The organism is Pseudactinotalea terrae, from assembly GCF_009733845.1.
GTDB classification, from domain to species: domain Bacteria; phylum Actinomycetota; class Actinomycetes; order Actinomycetales; family Beutenbergiaceae; genus Pseudactinotalea; species Pseudactinotalea terrae.
In genome coordinates this window covers 339,016-354,489 of record NZ_WNXZ01000001.1, presented here as the reverse complement: position 1 = coordinate 354,489, position 15,474 = coordinate 339,016, and the positions used below count along the sequence as shown (strand labels likewise).

Genomic DNA, 15,474 nt, shown 5'->3' with positions numbered 1-15,474 from the left:
GCGGGCGCCCTGCCCATGGCTTGAAGAGTGCTGCACCGGGTGAGCCCTTCGCGTCGGTGACAATCACTGGTGATGCCGCGCTACGTAGTTGCCCGGACACCGAGACGTCATTGACCTGGGCCTCGCCGACTGCCCTCAGCCTGATTCCGTGACGTGCCAGCGGAAGTAGCGCAGCGCCAGTGCGCCGGCCACGATCGCCCATGCGGCCAAGACGGCTATGTGCAGCCAGGTGCCCGAGCTCGCGGCCCCTCCCAGGACGTCGGCGAGCGCGTTCTGCAGGTGCTTGAGGGGGAACACCATTCCGACGGTGCTCATCCATTCCGGCGCGCCGATGGTGAAGATGTCCGACAGGAATGACAGGGGTAGCAGGACCGTGAGGGAGACAGCGCCGAACGAGCGGGCGTTGCCGACCGCGGCTGCGATCAGGAACCCGCACGCGGCCAGGGTCACGGTGCCGAGCAGCAGCAGGCCGAGCGCCATGAGCACCTCGACGGCCGAGGGTCGCATGCCGTAGGCCACCACGCCCAGACCCAGCACCAGGGCAGTGACGACAACACCCAGCACCGCCCCTCCTGCCACCCGACCGACGACGTACTGGGCAGGTGCCAGCGGGGTTCCGCGAAGGCGCTTCAGCACGCCACGGTCGCGGGCCCGCACAACGGTCTCGGGGACATTCATGAACGCTGTCACCGCAACCCCCCACGTGATCATTCCTGCGGCCAGGTGAGTGATGAAGGGCACCCCGCCGATGACCGGACCGCCGTCGGAGTAGACGGTTGCCATCAGGGCGAACAGCCCGAGCGGCAGGACGACGGCGAAGAACACCGACCCTGGGTCACGCCACACCTGCTTGAGCGCCGCGGCCGCCTGTGCGATGACCACCTCGACGACGCGTGGCTGTGCGTGGGTGATGAGAGCACTGGCTGCCGAGGCTCGCCGGGCGCCGGCTGGACGACTAGCCGGCCGCCCCACCGGCGCTCCGTGGCGACCCGTCCGCGAGGACTCTTCTGTTCGTAGGCCCCAGACCGCGACGGCGGCACCCACGGCCGTCCATGCCAGCAGGATGCCCAGCACCCCCAGGTCCCAGCCGTCGCCGGCGAGGTGCGGGCTGAACTGCTCCTGCAGCGCGTCGGTGAGGGGCTTGACGGGCAGGACCTCGGCCAGCCGGGTGACGGGATCGGGCAGCGCGCCGCCGATGGTGAACAGGCCTGAGATGAAGGAGGTGACGACGACCGCGCCGATCGATACGCCCTCAGCGACGACCGCCGAGCGGCATAGTGCCGACAGGCCGAGGCCAAGCGACAGGAAGCACACGGCGGCCAGCAGAACAGTGGCGACGCTCGCGACAGCGGTTCGCCAGAGGATCTGGACGTCGTAGGCGACCACGGCGAGCGCAAGGGCGACCGCCACCGCGAGGACTGCGAATCCCAAGGCGCCGAGCATGCGCCCGCTCAGGTAGATGGACATGGGCAAGGGGGTGCCACGCAGGCGCTTCAGCACGCCCGTCTCCCTGGCGTTGGTCAGCGTGATGGCCATCGTGGGAAGCGTCGCGTACAGCACCCCCATGACCAGCGCCGTCGGGGTGGCGAACTGCATGACGCGCAGGTCCGTCGTCGGGTCGAGGACCTCGTTTCCCGCGATCGCACCGATCATCACGAGCCAGACGACCGGGACAAGGAGGCTCAGCAAGGCCACCACCCGGGCTCTCCAGAAGTCCGTGGCGGCGTAACGGGCCTGGCGCGCGACCAGACCTACCGTCCCCGGCCGACCGGCCAGCGACACGTCGCTCATCGCGCCCGCCCCCCTTCGACTCGCGCGTCGTCAGACCTGTCCGCCGGCGCGTGGCTGTCAGCGCCCACGAGGGAGAGGTAGACGTCCTCGAGGGTGGGCCGATGCACGGTCAACGACGGCAGTTCCATGCCTCGTTCGAGTGCCCAGGCGGTGAGCGTGTGAAGGGCTGCGGTGGGGGCGGCGGTCGCGAGCTGCCATCCAGCACCCTCCGGGACCAGGGTGCCGCCGAGCGCTGGGAGGTCCGTGACCGCAGCGTTGGCCGGCAGCCGGAAGGAGACCACTGCGCCGCTGTGCTGGGCCGCCAGCTCGGCCGTGGTGCCGAGCGCGACCAGGCGCCCATGGACGATGACGGCCACACGGTCGGCCAGGTGCTCGGCCTCGTCGAGATAGTGCGTCGTCAGGAGCACGGTCTTGCCCGTTTCCCGTAGCCCCTGGATCAGCTCCCAGGCCCGGCGGCGGGCGGAAGGGTCGAAGCCGGTGGTGGGCTCGTCGAGGAAGAGCAGCTCCGGGTCACCCACCAGTCCGAGGGCGAGGTCCAGTCGACGCCGCTGCCCACCGGAGAGGGTCTTGACCCGTGCGCGCGCCTTGTCGGTGAGCCCGACGCGGTCGATGGCCACGTCTGGGTCCAGCCGGCGAGGGTAGAGGCCTCCGTAGAGTCGCACCAGCTCGGCGACGGTGAAGGTGTCGTCGAAGCCCGCCTCCTGCAGCACGATTCCGATCCGCTCGCGGAACGCCCTGCCACCTGTCTGGGGGTCGAAGCCGAGCACGTCGACGCTCCCGCTCGAGCGGCGGCGGTGCCCTTCCAGGATCTCGACCGTGGTCGTCTTGCCGGCGCCGTTGGGTCCCAGCAGGGCGAATATCTCGCCCGCCCCGATCGTGAAGGACAGGTCGTCGACGGCCACGACCGGCCCGTAGGTCTTGCGCAGGCCATCGACCGATACTGCAGGCATCGGCGCGCCTCCTCATCAGCCGTGACGGGTCGGGCCCGCCACCCGCGACCCGGCGTGTGCCGTGACCGGGAACTCCCCCGGTGTCGCATCTCAACCGTGCTCCACCGACGCACTCATGACCAGGGTCATTCGTCCCGGCGGCCTGGGCTCGGCAGAGGGAAGCGTGGTTCGAACGTGGGGGCCGAGGCAGCTCCGTGGACAGCGCGAACGACAGTGGTCACCAGCGCCGTGGTCACGGCACCCCCCGCTCGGCGGTACGGGTACGAGCTGCAACGCCTCCACAACTGTGAGCAAAGACCCCGCCAGACCAACGGTCCGACGGGGTCCTCACATCCGTGGAGCTAAGGGGACTCCGTCGCTCGTGCCTCGCTCCTCCTCGAATCACTGACCCTTTCAACGCAAAGGACCAGGGCGAAAAACGTGCCCTGGTCCTTCTGGTTGTGGAGCTAAGGGGATGCTCGCCCGCATGGCTCTGACCAGGCACGATGCATGACCGATTGACCTGTGCCAGTAATGTGCCAGCGTCGGGAGGGCCAGTCGAACGCGGTCGCTCACAGTATGACGCCACCCCGCGCGCTGGTCCGAACTAGGACGGACCGGCTCTTCGTCGGGTCCGACCTCGGCCAGGGGTATCCGGGCGACGGGAACAACGGCGAGATGTCGGCCTGGAAGCGCGTGTCGGCGCGGAGTGGCGCGTGCTCGACGACGGCGACGACGAAGTGTTCGAGCGGGTCGGCCAGACCGGAGTGTTCCGCACCCGGGGACCGGTGCGCGAGGTCCCCGCGTTGCGGTTCGTGCCGGATCGTGGGTGCCGGTTGCGCCAGCTCGAGATGTTCGCGCCCGGAGCGGTCACGGGCGGCGGGCCCCAACGGCCACGGCTTCGCTCACCAGCTGACGAGGACCGGCCGAGCTGCGTAGGTGGCCACCGGGTTCGCCAACGGTGTGGGCCGGTGGTACTCGGTCGAGACCAGTCGCATCCCGGGCAGCCGGGTGACCAGCGCCCGGAACGCCTCGTCGAGCTCGACGCGGGCGAGCTGCTGACCGACGCAGCCGTGCGGCCCATCTCCGAAAGCGAGATGGCCGCGCGCGTCACGGAGGACGTCGAGCCTGTCCGGGTCGGGGAAGCGTCGCTCGTCACGGTTCGCGGAGACCGCCGAGACCGAGACCGTGGTCCCGGACTCGACAGTCACGTCTCCGATCGTGACCGCCTCGGTCGCGGTGCGTGGGAACACCGTCAGGAACATCGTGCAGAACCGCACGATCTCCTCGACGGCGGCCGGCACCATTTCGGGGTCCTGGGTGAGCAGGCGGTACTGCTCGGGGTCCTCGAGCAGGGCGACTGTGCCTGTCGAGATCATGTACGCGACGGTGTCGCGACCCGACATGCTCAGCATGTGCAGGAGCCCCTCGACCTCGGCGTCCGTCAGGTCGTCGTTGGCGAGCAGATCGCTGATCACGTCCTCGCCCGGGTCCTCCCGGCGGTGGGCCACCGCCTCCCGCAACAGGTCGTGCTGCTGCTGGAGCGGTGCCCCGTGCACGTAGTCCTGCGCATAACGGTCGAGCAGGTGGTCGGCCACCCCCAGGACCAGCGCGTGGACGCGTATCGAGATCGGCTCGGCGTACAGCGCCAGGAGGTCGGCACCGGGACCGGCGTCGATCAGGACTTCGAGCTGCTCGGCGACGATCGCGGCGATCCGAGGTCGGTGCGTCCGTGCCGACCGCCCCGAGAAGCGCCGCGTCACCGCGCGGCGCAAGCGCACGTGCGGTGCGCCGTCGAAGCCGAGGATGTTGCCGCTGCGATCGGCGAGCAGACCCGCCTCGTCCAACGGGCCGGGCGGCACGCCCGCCTCGATCGGCGCGTCCGCGCACGGCATCCGCTGCGGCTGCTGACTGAACCGCGGATCGGTCAGCACCGCCTTGGCCTCGTCGTACCGGGTGACGAGCACACCCTCGTGACCGTCGCGGTAGTGCAACGGCACGAGAGCGGCCTCCTCGCGCCACGTGGCGAACCGTGGCGAGGGCCGCGTTGGCGTCGAGTCGCCCGGGAGCGTGCTCTGGTCGTGTCCGAAAGGGCAGCCTGTCATCGTGTGCATCATTGTCACCAGGTTCTGCGCGCGGTGCTGACGCCGAATGTGCCGACGTGGACTGCCGCTGGGTGGTCGTCGATCGGGTCGGTGTCCTCGTTGACCTCGACGCCCACCTCGATGCGGACGATTCGGGATCTCCCTGGCCAGTCTTGGATGTCGACAGCGACACGGCTCCATCCCGCCGGCCAGAGACGTGCGGTGCCACAACGGACGCTGCCGTCGGCGGCGTGCAGCCGCAGCACCGCCCGCACCGGTCGCCGGGTGGTGGGCAGACAGGTGTCGACCCGGGCATAGGCGAAGGTGGCGGACTCCAGGTCGGCGTCAAGCTCCAGGCTCGCCATGGCCCGCGACGTGCCGGCGGCACCGGTGATCCGAACCACCGGGCCGGGCTCCTGCTCGTGCGGCACCGGCATGCACCGCAGGCCGTCGGGAAGCACCTCGATCCTGGCGCCGTCCGTCGATGTCATCTGGTGGGCAGTGGTGGTGTCCAGAAGCGGGGCGGTGTCGACGTAGGCAGCCTGGCTCGCCCATGCTGGCGGCGACCATGCTGGCTGCGTCAGGGCCGGTCGGCTGGTCGTCACTGGTCGCGGCACCCGGAGTCGGTGCACGCCCGCAGACAGTTCGACCGGACCATCCGGCGTTGGCAGCACCGCGGTGGCCGAGACCGGGACGGTCAGCTCGACCTCGAGCGCCTCGCCGTCGCGCTGCCACGCCAGGTCGATGTCGCCACGCACGGTGGCGATCCGGGCGCTGAGCCGCTTCACCCCACTCACCGGATGCGGGTCGACCAGGAACCGGCCGAAGCCCGCGCTGAGCGGTTGCACACCGGCCAGGAACTGCCACACCCAGCCGGCGAACGGACCTCCGAGGCCTACGTGGTCCAGCGAGCCGGTACCCGTGTTGGCAGGGTCGATCCACCAGCACTCCCAGAAGGTGCCCATGTCGGAGGCGATCATCGCCCCTACGCCGGGCTCCGCAGGCTGGGTGAGGACGTCGAACACCACCTGGTCCTGCCGGGCGTGGGCGAGAGCCCGGACGACGGTCCGGGTCGTGGCGAAACCGGAGCTGACCCGATTGCCACGGCCGCGGATCGCGGCGACCAAGTCCGCGACGGCCCACGCCCGCTCGTCGTCGGTGAGCAGACCGGCTTCTAGGGCGACGGCCAGCGAGCCCTGCGACCCGTTCCCGACGACGCGGCGGTCCGGGTCGACGAATGCAGCCCGCGCCGCCGTCCGCAGGGCTTCGGCCCGGTCCTGGGCGCGTCGGGCGGCGTCCGGAGACCCGACCTCGGCTTCCAGCTTCGCCAGGACGTCCAGTGCGTCGATCGCGGCACCGGTTTGGTGGAGCTCCGGAGGGGTCTGCTGGAGCCCGAGCCAGTCGTGGCCGTAGCTGATCGGCGCGCCGTCGACGATGCCATCCGGTCCGATGCAGCCGAGGAGCCAGTCGGTCCAGCGCCGCAACGCCGGCAGGTTGGCGTCCAGTACCCGCCGGTCGCCGTACTGCAGCCAGTGCCCCAACAGCACCCGCTGCAGCGCGGCGCCCCAGACCGGGTCCGGCGGTGTGGCCTTCGGCGACAGATTGGGGGCGATGGCGGGGATGGCGCCGTCGTCCAGCTGGCTGGTGCGCAGGTCGCCGAGCCACTTGGTGAAGAATCCCTCGGCGTCGAAGGCGGACAGCTCGAACTCGGTGGCCGAGGCGGTGTCTCCGGTCCAGCCGGCCTGCTCCCGGGTGGGACAGTCCTCGGGGATGCCGTGCACGTTGTTGAGCAGGGTCCGCCGCCCGTAGTCGACGAGGCGCTCGACGACGGCCGAGTCGGTCTCCACCGTGCCGGTCGGAGCCAGGTCGCTGTGCAGCGTGTCGGCGGTCAGCTCGATCCTTGTGGCCGGCGGCAGACCGGTGATCTCGACGTATCGGAACCCGGCATAGCTGAACCAGGCCTCGCACACCTCGTCCCCAACGCCGGCCAGAACGAACTCGAGCACCTGGCGGGTACGGCCGCGATCGTGCGGGAGCGTCAGGTTGACGGTGTCCACAGCACCGTCAGCGCCGAGATGCTCACCGTGGACCAGCCGGATCTCGGTGCCGGCCGGGCAGGCGTCGAGAATCCTGAGGCGAACCCGTCCGGCGATGTTCAGCCCGACGTCGTAGACGCGGCGTCCCCCCTCGTCACCGAGCAGATTGGGCACCACCGTCGACGTGGCGTGCACCGGTGGGCCCGGGTCCGGAGCGACGTCCAGGGGCGGCGAGGCCGGGCTCGAAGGGCAGCTCACCGGCGTGATCGCGGTGGCCTCACCGGCGTGAACGAATGGGTCGCTGACCCGTAGGTCGTGCCGCTCCAGGTAGAAGGGCTGCTCCACGACGACGGCGCTGGGGGCGGTGGCCATCGCCGCCCGCGTGCCGAAGTGTCGGATGGTGCCGTCGGGCAGCTCCACGACGCAGGTGGCGAGCACGCGAGGGGGGAGATCGGTGATCGCCCAGGCGCCTCGGGCCAGGGTGAGGTCGAGCACGTGCTCGCCAGGAGTGCACAGGTCGGTCACGTCGTAGGTGCGATAGAGAGCCCGGGCGATGTCGGTGCGGGACGGGTCGACCGCGTGGCCGTTGATCGCGACCCCGTCGAAGCTGGCGCGGACCAGGCCCTGGGCAGTCAGATGCAGTCGGGCTCGCTCGACCGGCTGTTCGAGCGTGATCGGGATCCGCATCTGACGCAGCGGTGGCACCGTGATCCAATCCGCCTGCCAGTCCGTGTAGCACCAAGGACCGCACTCCAGAGGCGCATACCCCGACCACGGCGTCCAGCACTGCTCCTCATCCCGCACCCTGACCCGCCACCGGTAGCTGCTGAGGGCGTCAAGGGGCCGGACGAGATGGTGCCAGGGATCACGGCCCTCCACCACACCGGTGTCGAGGATCGTCGTGGTCCGACCCGCTCGCGGGGCGGACTCGACCTGCAGCTGATAGCCGGTCTGGCCTTGGCATTCGCGGCGCAGGGGGACGGTCCAGCTTAGTCGCGGTCGCCGGTCGGCCGCCGTCGGGACCCAGCGCGAGCCCGACGCCGGCTTTCCGGACGGCCGACCGTCCACCCTCAGCCAGTGCGGCCGGCTCGAGGTCGGATCAGCCGTGGAGGTGATGACTTCATCGCCGGCAACCACGCCATGCAGGATGTCAGCCATGCCGACGACTCTCCTTCTCGAACCGGATCGGGCGTCAGGTCAGCGAGCCAGTGCGGAGCAACCGGTCGAGGTTGCCGCCCATGACGAGGTCGAGCTCGTCGGTCGACAGTCCCGCATGCGCGCGGACCACCTCGATCGACTGCCGGTAGGTCAGCAGGTCGCGGGAGGCGGGGAAGTCCGAGCCCCAGAGCAGGCGGCACGGGCCGAACCCATCCAGTAGCCGTTGGAACAGCTGCTGGGCGGCTGGGTACGGGTAGCCCCACGCAGGCTCGTCGTTGTAGTGGAATCCGGACGCCTTGACGCCGATGTTCGGCACCTCGGCGCACGTGAGCACAGCGTTCACGTCCTGCTCGCGGTGGCGCCCCTGGCGCGGCAGCCCGAGGTGGTGCAGCAGGACCACCAGCGACGGGTGCCGCCGCGCGATCTCGACCACGTCGGGCAGCCAGGCCGCCCCGGCCGCCAACGACAGCACCGCTCCCCGTGCCGCGATCTCCGCCACGAACGCGTGCCCGTCCTCGCTGCGGAACCAGCCGTCGTTTTCAGGCCGGACGTAGTGGGTCACCCCCGGCGCGCCGGTCTCCTCCAGAACGTCGGCCACCCGGCGCGCCGCCCCGGGCGTGTGGTGCTCAGCCCGCCACATGCTGTCGACATCGACCCAGGCGGTGAGGCGGTGGGGGTACCGGCGTGCCGCATCGACGACATAGGCGTTGTTGTCGGCGTTGGCGAACCCGGCGCCGTCGTTGCCGCCGCCGATGCGGGCGCACACCACCGCCGCGTGGGCGACGCCGTGCGTATCCATCTGCCACAGCAAGGCATCGACCGTCCCGCGGTGCTCGGGGTCGGGGACGCGCCGGTCGTACGGCCAGACCCGCCAGGCGTGGCAGTGGCTGTCGGCGATCATCGGCTGCGCCCGGGCCGGGACGTGGCCCCGGCCCGAGCATCCGCACGAGTCACGAACGAGGCCGGTCGTAGTAGCCGACCGAGTCGATCTGGAACTGCGGATTCCAGGTCGCGAAGTCGGTGCCGACCGCCCGCATGCCGACCTCGATCCGGTCGATCGACGCCCGCCCCTCCCAGCCGGAGACGTCGAGCACGAGCTCGTTCCAGCTGTCCGGTGAGTACGGCTGCGTCACCGTGAGCTCGTCCTCGCCGGACGTCAGCGTGAACGTCGCCTCGTAGCCGGTTGCGCCCGGAGCACCGCCGTAGGAGTCGAGGAACACGACGACCTCGACGGCGTCGCTGAGGTCGAGGGGGACGTCCGGTTCCACGACGACCGACTTGAGGTCGGTCGCCGGGCCGACCTCTGCCTCGGCTGCGAGCACGTGGCTGCCGTCCTGTGGGCCGCCGGGACCGTTGAGGAAGCTCGTCGCGGCCCTGACCGACATGACGTTCTGCCCGGCCTGCCAGCCCTGGGTGGTGCCGTCGTCGAAGTCGTAGACCGACTCCGCCGTCGGTGGTGGCACCGACACCGGGACCTGGAACCGTTCGCCTTGGATCTGCAGGCAGACGGTAGGGGCCTGCGGGTCGGCAGGCTCCCAGGTCTCGATGGCGAGGGTGTAGGTCCGGGTCTGCCCGGTGCCGAGCCCATCCAGCTCAACGGCGTCGGGATCGGCGCCGATGCCCAGGCACGGCTGGACTACCAGGTCGGCCTCCGCCGGCCGGAGGTCGTTGTTGGTGACGGTGAGCTCCAGCGGTGCGCCGACGTCCGAGCCCTGGGGGGCGGCGGCGCTCACCTGGATGTTCGTGGTGCGCCCGGTACCAGCCAGCCGTTCAGCGAGGTGGATATCGCCGACGCGCAGCTCGCCCGCCCAGTCGGCGTTGGTGGAGCCGCTCACCCAGATCTTGATCCGGGTGATCTCCTCCAGCCCGTCCCAGCCTGTCAAGTCGATCGAGACCCGTTGTGTGCCGCCCCCGTCCGCCAGCCGCGCGGTGCCTTCGGCGATGACACCGCCGCTGCCTGAGTACACCTTGATGCGGGCGTATCGGGTCCCGATGGCGGCGTCGGCGGGGACCTGCAACTGGGTGGTGAGCACCGGCTGGTCGGTTGCGTCGAGCGGGGTGGTGAGCTCGACATCGGTGCCACGCCACAGCGAAGCCAGTGAGTCGAACCCAACCACGAGGTCGCCGTCGGCCGCCGTCACCGAGGTGACGTTGTCGGAGATCCGCCAGCCGTCGGTACCGTCGGCGAAGTCGGCGACCGTGGTGGTCTCACCCTTCGGCCGCGCCGTGGTGGAAGCCCCCACTGCCGTAGGCAGCGGTCGCTGAGCGAGCGCGGTGGGGTCCCACCCGGGCACCAGCTCGGACCAGTCGTCGATGCCGATGACGTCCAGCAGCGACTCGGTTACCTCCAGGGACCGCTCGGTATCGATGTACTGGAACACCTCGTGGATGATCTTGCGCTCGTCGGGAGAGGACGGTTCGGGTCGGTCCTCGTCCCAGGTCCACAGCCCCAGCCGCAGGCCGCCCTCGATCTTGTGGTCGACGTGCCTGTGCAGGATGAAGTTGTCGATGCTGTCCAAGAACCGCACCTTGTAATACGCCAGGGCATAGCAGGCCGCCTGCAGCAGCTGCGCCTCCTCGCTGTTGTTGGCGGTGTTGCAGCCCTGCTCGGACAGGATCACTCGGCGCGACTCACCCTCGAACAACAGCTCGGGGCGTGCGAGGTAGGCCGGCAGCAGCTCGATGTTCTTGAACGTGATGCGCGGGGTCGTCTCGACGTCGTCCGTCGCGGTCGTGTCTTCCCAGAACGCCGGGTCGAACAGGTTCTCCGGGTAGGGGTGGTGCGCCAGGTACCAGCCGTAGTCGCCATGCGCCTTGGTCAGTGCATTGAGGCCGTCGACGACGTCGCGCACCGGGTAGTAGCGGGTCGGGTTCTCGGGGTCCGGGTTGGCCCCACAGACGATCGTCCAGCAGTGCGTGAGCGAGGTGTAGGTGCGCGCGCCCCCATACGCGGCCTGGGCGGCCATGTGGGTGATGCGCATCGCTCGCTCGTAGTACATCAGGAACTCCTCGAGCGGCTTGTCGCCCATGTTGCTCCAGGTCCACTGCGCGTCGACCTCGTTGCTGACGATGAAGCCGACCGCCCGGCCGTACCGCTCGTCGGCCATGGTGTAACGCTGGGTGATGAACTCCATAGCCGCGGTGTAGTGCGCCACGCCCTCGGCAGTTTCGGTGTTGAAGCCGAACACCGGTCCCCCGCTGAAGTCGGCGTCAGGGTGGATCAGCACCTGCGCCGCCGAGTTCGGGTCGTCGCTGGCGTACACCAGCAGGATGAGGTTGACGATCTGGTCGTTGTCCGACAGCGGCTTGATCTGCCGGTCGGACGCCTCCACGGCCTGGCGGTCGAAGTAGAACTCGCGACCCTGTGAGACGAAGGTGATGGTGTTCTCGGGGCCCTCGTCCTCCAGCTGCATGAGCTGGTCCAACGGCATGTTGATTCCCGCGTGCTGGTTGCCGATCACCTCGGCGTCATCGGTCATCTGGACCTGCAGGCCCTTCTTGCTCAGCGCCTCCGGGTAAGCGAAGTCCTGCAGCGGGGTGACCTGGTTGTCGTCGACGTAGCGGAAGGTGCCCAGCACCTGCCCGTCCGACACCGCCAGGTACTTGGCGTAGTACAGCCCCGACTCCGCGTCCCATGGGAGCGATGCGCCGAAGGTGCCGGCGTCGTCGGCGGTCACGGTGGCGACCGGTTCGAGCTCGGGCCACGACGCCGGATCGGCCTCGGTACCGAGCGCGTACACCTCGACCTCAGCGCCGGCCGGGGCATGACCGGACACCTCGATGACGTCATCGCGGGCTGTGACGCCGCTGACGCCGTCGACGACGTCGGTCGGATGGCTGTCCGCCATCGCCGGGCCTCCGGCGACCCACCCGAGCGTCAGGATCAGCGCGACCGCCTGCAGGACGGCCAGGAATGTGCGCGGACGTCGTAGTCCGCCTGGGTGGTGCGACACGGATACCTCCGGTTGAGGGGTTTCTACAGTGCGTGCGGGGGGAAGAGTGCGGGAGCGGTCGTGCGTCCGGCGCAGCCGCTGGTGGAGCGTCACGGGCCTGCCGCCCACGGCTCGGACTCCCAGTCGTTGTCCTCCACGGCGGTGCGTTGCGAAGCCAGCCACTGCTCCTGCAGGTGCGCGAGCTGCGCGTCGAGGTCGCGCTGGCCGAGCAGGTAGCCGTCGTAGACGCTCTGGATCGTGGTCCCGGGCGGACCTGCGGGCATCCCACCGGTGAGCATCTGCTCGCCCCACGCGCCTTCGGCGAAGCCAGCGACCGACGGCGCGGCCTCGGCGTCGACGACGGCGGGGATGCCTCCGGTCTCCTGCAGCCACGGCTCGATGTGCTCGGGTGCCGAGACGAACTGCAGGAACGCGATCGCTGCGTCCAGCTCGACACCTTCGGTGGTGGCCGGGACCATGTAGCTGGTTCCGCCGGTGGATGAGCCGTACTGGGCCTCGAACCCGGTGGAGAGCGGGTGGGCTTCTTCGTCGATGGTGGGGAATGGCATGCTCAGGAGCTCGAACTCGACGTTCTCGAGGGCGGAGTAGCCGAAGTTCACGCCCCAAGCCATCGCCGCGCCGCCCGAGGCGAACTCGTCCAGCCCGACGACGGCGCCACCGCCGGAGGGGGTCACGCCGGACCAGTTCTCGGTCACGCAGGCGTCGTAGAACTCGCCGAGCAGCTCGACGCTCGCGCGTGCCTCCGGGGTCGTCGTGGCGTCGAGCTCGCCGCTGAGGATCGCCCTGGCCCAGTCCTTGGCGATCAGCTGCTGGCTGCTGCCCTCGCTGCCGTCGGGTGCGTAGACGTTCAGCTCGTCGTAGTACTTGGCGAACAGCATGTTCGAAATGGTCTGGACAGTCCAGCCCAGCCCGAGGTCACCGTTGTCCATCGCGAACGGGGTGTACCCCGCCTCCCGCAGCGCGCCGCAGCCGTCGATGAACTCGGTCCAGGTCTCGATCGGCGCCTCCAGACCGACCTCGGCGAAGATGTCGGCGTTGACGAAGACGCCGGTCGCCACGAGGTTGAACGGCACGAACTCGGTGTCGCCGTCGGCGTTGACCGAGGCGGCGACGCCGGGCCCGTACTTGTCGGCCTCGAAGGCGTCCCACCAGCGTGTGTTGCCTTCGATGAAGGGGTTCGGCGCTTCTAGGTACTCGTTCAGCGGGGTGACCAGCTCCGGCTCGTGCGGGGCCTGGTTGAAGACCAGTTCCGGCGCGGTACCCGCCGCCAGCTGTGTGGACAGCGTCTGCGCGAACTGGTCGACGGGGAGCACCGTCGTCTCCACGATGACTCCGGTCTCGGCCTCGAACGCCGCGACCAGCGCTTCCCAGGCAGGTCCGAAACTGGCTGGGTCGCTGTTCCACTGGTTGGGGCCGGCGAGGGTGATGGTGGTGCCCGCCAGGGAGTCACCGTTCTCGCCGCCTTCGTCTGTATCGCCGCCGCCGCCGCAGGCGGCCAGCGTCAGGGCGCCGGCGGTGGCCAGGGCGATGAGGCGCACGCGCGATGTCGTCGTCGTCATCTCGTCTCTTCTCGTTTCGGGCGGCGAGCGCCGCAGCGGGGTGGTGAAAGTCGGTGGCGTCATTTGCTCCCGGTCAGGCCGCCGGACAGGCCCGCCAGGAAGTGCTTGGACAGGAAGGTGAACAGCAGCAGCAGGGGCAGGCTCGCGAGGACGTACCCGGCGAACAGTGGCCCGTAGTTGGTGCCGTTCTGGCCGTTGAAGAACTCCAGGCCTACGGAGATCGTCCGCAGCTCGTTCTGGCTGACCGTCAGCAGCGGCCAGAAGAAGTCGTTCCAGACTCCGATGACCGTGACCAGGGCGATCGTCCCGACGACAGGCAGCGACAGCGGCAGCACGATGGAGCCGAACATCCGCGTCCCGGAGGCGCCGTCGACCAGCGCGGCGTCGAAGAACTCCTGCGGGAGCTGCTCGACGAAGGTCTTCATCAGCAGCGTCCCGAGCACCGCACCACCCACCACGTGCGGGATCATGAGCACCAGCCGAGTGTTGAGCAGGTCGAGCTGCTGCATGAGTAGGAAGCTGGGGATCAGGCTGGCGATCCCCGGGACCATCAGCAGCAGCGCGATGGCGCCGAACAGCAGCCGCCGTCCGGGGAACTGATAGCGCGCCATCACGAAAGCGGCGACCGTGCACAGCGCGAGCGCGCCCACGATCGAGCCCGCCGCGACCACCACGGTGGTGACGAAGTAGGGGGCGATCTGGGTGAAGGCGTCCACGTAGTTCGCCAGGTGCGGCGGCCAGGCGGGTCGCCAGAACGAGGTGAAGTACTGCTCGTTCGTCTTGAAGGACGTCACCAGCATGAACAGGAACGGGAACAGCCCCACGAACGCGATCACCGACAGCGTGACGACGATCCCGAGCTGGCTGAGCCGCCCCGCCCGGCCCGAGCCGGGCCCGCGTGCGCGCCCTGTCACGTGGACGGGTGCTGACCTCGAGACGACGGCTCCAGCAGCTGGCGCACCGGCGGCGCCCTGGCCGGATGCGAGAGCGTCAGATGGGACGGACACCGGGGTCCTCCTTCCGGACGCGGAAGATCACGACGCTCAGCGCCAGCGCGAGGATGAACAGGACGGTGGACAACGCCGCCGCGTACCCCCACTCCGAGCCTTGGAAGGCCTCGGCCAGCATCCGCAGCACGGGCACCTCGGTGGCACCGTTCGGGCCGCCGCCGGTGGTCAGGTAGGCGGCGAACCCGTACTGCAGCACGCCGATGGTGGTGAGGAAGATCAGCAGCTTGATCTGGCTCGCCATCAGCGGCAGGTCGATGCGGAACAGCCGGCGGATTCGGCCGCAACCGTCGAGCGCGCATGCCTCGAAGATCTCCACCGGGATGTTCTGCAACGCGGTCAGGAAGACGAGGAATGGCAGCCCGGCGACGAACGGGAACCCGATGAAGAGCAGCGCCAGCAGCGCCAGGTCGGGGTCGCCCAGCCAGTTCTGTTGCAGCGCACCGAGCCCCACTGACTCCAGGAACCGGTTGATGAGACCGTCGTTCGGTTGGTACATCGCGGCCCACAGCAGCACCAGGACCACTCCGGGGAAGGCCATGGGGGCAATGAGCAGCGTGCGGAAGAGGAACTGCAGCCGCGCGCTGCGCAGGCTGATGAGCAGCTCGGCAGAGAGCATCGGCAGCAGCCAGCCGACGGTGATCCCGAAGAGGAAGATGACCCCCAGGTTGCGGAACGAGCGCCAGAACAGGGCGTCGTCCAGCATGGTCCGGTAGTTGTCCAGTCCTACGAACTCCATGCCGATCGCTGGGACGCCGTCTTGGAAGGACAGCCAGATCCCGCTGGCTGCCGGGTAGTACGCGAATACCCCGAGGACGGCCACGAGTGGCAGTAACGCCAGGTATACCAGCCACGGCACCCGGCGTCGGGCCCGTCTGGGGGCCGCGGGGGTGAGCGCGGAGGTGCCGGTGCTCGTCATGGCGGCGTTCCTTTCTCGTCTCGTGCGATGGTCATGGC

9 protein-coding genes are annotated in these 15,474 nt (G+C 69.5%); all 9 read right to left on the bottom strand.

The window, feature by feature from the left end:
- Positions 1–135: 135 nt before the first annotated feature.
- Positions 136–1,791, bottom strand: a complete 1,656-nt coding sequence (locus tag GPA03_RS01620) for an ABC transporter permease (RefSeq protein WP_156250257.1) — start codon at positions 1,789–1,791, stop codon at positions 136–138.
- The gene (locus GPA03_RS01615; protein ID WP_156250256.1) at positions 1,788–2,741 is read right to left on the bottom strand and encodes an ABC transporter ATP-binding protein; all 954 of its coding nucleotides are present in this window, start codon (positions 2,739–2,741) and stop codon (positions 1,788–1,790) included. The genes GPA03_RS01620 and GPA03_RS01615 overlap by 4 nt, the downstream gene beginning before the upstream one ends.
- Before the next feature lie 884 nt (positions 2,742–3,625).
- Positions 3,626–4,825, bottom strand: coding sequence for a cytochrome P450 (locus tag GPA03_RS01610; protein ID WP_162458223.1), 1,200 nt, complete (start codon positions 4,823–4,825; stop codon positions 3,626–3,628).
- Between the two features lie 14 nt (positions 4,826–4,839).
- Entirely contained in the window at positions 4,840–7,998 is a 3,159-nt protein-coding gene (locus GPA03_RS01605) for a family 78 glycoside hydrolase catalytic domain (protein WP_156250254.1), read from the bottom strand.
- Positions 7,999–8,032: 34 nt separating this feature from the next.
- Positions 8,033–8,899, bottom strand: coding sequence for an amidohydrolase family protein (locus GPA03_RS01600; protein ID WP_156250253.1), 867 nt, complete (start codon positions 8,897–8,899; stop codon positions 8,033–8,035).
- 49 nt (positions 8,900–8,948) lie between these two features.
- On the bottom strand, positions 8,949–11,951 hold the full coding sequence (locus GPA03_RS01595; protein ID WP_156250252.1) for a DUF5722 domain-containing protein: 3,003 nt from the start codon (positions 11,949–11,951) through the stop codon (positions 8,949–8,951).
- 89 nt (positions 11,952–12,040) lie between these two features.
- The gene (locus GPA03_RS01590; RefSeq protein WP_162458222.1) at positions 12,041–13,510 is read right to left on the bottom strand and encodes an ABC transporter substrate-binding protein; all 1,470 of its coding nucleotides are present in this window, start codon (positions 13,508–13,510) and stop codon (positions 12,041–12,043) included.
- Between the two features lie 59 nt (positions 13,511–13,569).
- On the bottom strand, positions 13,570–14,517 hold the full coding sequence (locus tag GPA03_RS01585; RefSeq protein ID WP_206673427.1) for a carbohydrate ABC transporter permease: 948 nt from the start codon (positions 14,515–14,517) through the stop codon (positions 13,570–13,572).
- Positions 14,501–15,436: a carbohydrate ABC transporter permease gene (locus GPA03_RS01580; protein WP_156250250.1), complete on the bottom strand. Its 936-nt coding sequence runs from the start codon at positions 15,434–15,436 to the stop codon at positions 14,501–14,503. Before GPA03_RS01580 ends, GPA03_RS01585 begins: the two co-directional genes overlap by 17 nt.
- Positions 15,437–15,474 lie beyond the last annotated feature (38 nt).

What these genes read in the sequence shown, in the direction of transcription:
- GPA03_RS01605 (WP_156250254.1), bottom strand. Translation starts at nt 7,998, where the DNA reads ATGGCTGACATCCTGCATGGCGTGGTTGCCGGCGATGAAGTCATCACC.
- GPA03_RS01620 (WP_156250257.1), bottom strand. Translation starts at nt 1,791, where the DNA reads ATGAGCGACGTGTCGCTGGCCGGTCGGCCGGGGACGGTAGGTCTGGTC.
- GPA03_RS01615 (WP_156250256.1), bottom strand. Translation starts at nt 2,741, where the DNA reads ATGCCTGCAGTATCGGTCGATGGCCTGCGCAAGACCTACGGGCCGGTC.
- GPA03_RS01580 (WP_156250250.1), bottom strand. Translation starts at nt 15,436, where the DNA reads ATGACGAGCACCGGCACCTCCGCGCTCACCCCCGCGGCCCCCAGACGG.
- GPA03_RS01610 (WP_162458223.1), bottom strand. Translation starts at nt 4,825, where the DNA reads ATGACAGGCTGCCCTTTCGGACACGACCAGAGCACGCTCCCGGGCGAC.
- GPA03_RS01590 (WP_162458222.1), bottom strand. Translation starts at nt 13,510, where the DNA reads ATGACGACGACGACATCGCGCGTGCGCCTCATCGCCCTGGCCACCGCC.
- GPA03_RS01600 (WP_156250253.1), bottom strand. Translation starts at nt 8,899, where the DNA reads ATGATCGCCGACAGCCACTGCCACGCCTGGCGGGTCTGGCCGTACGAC.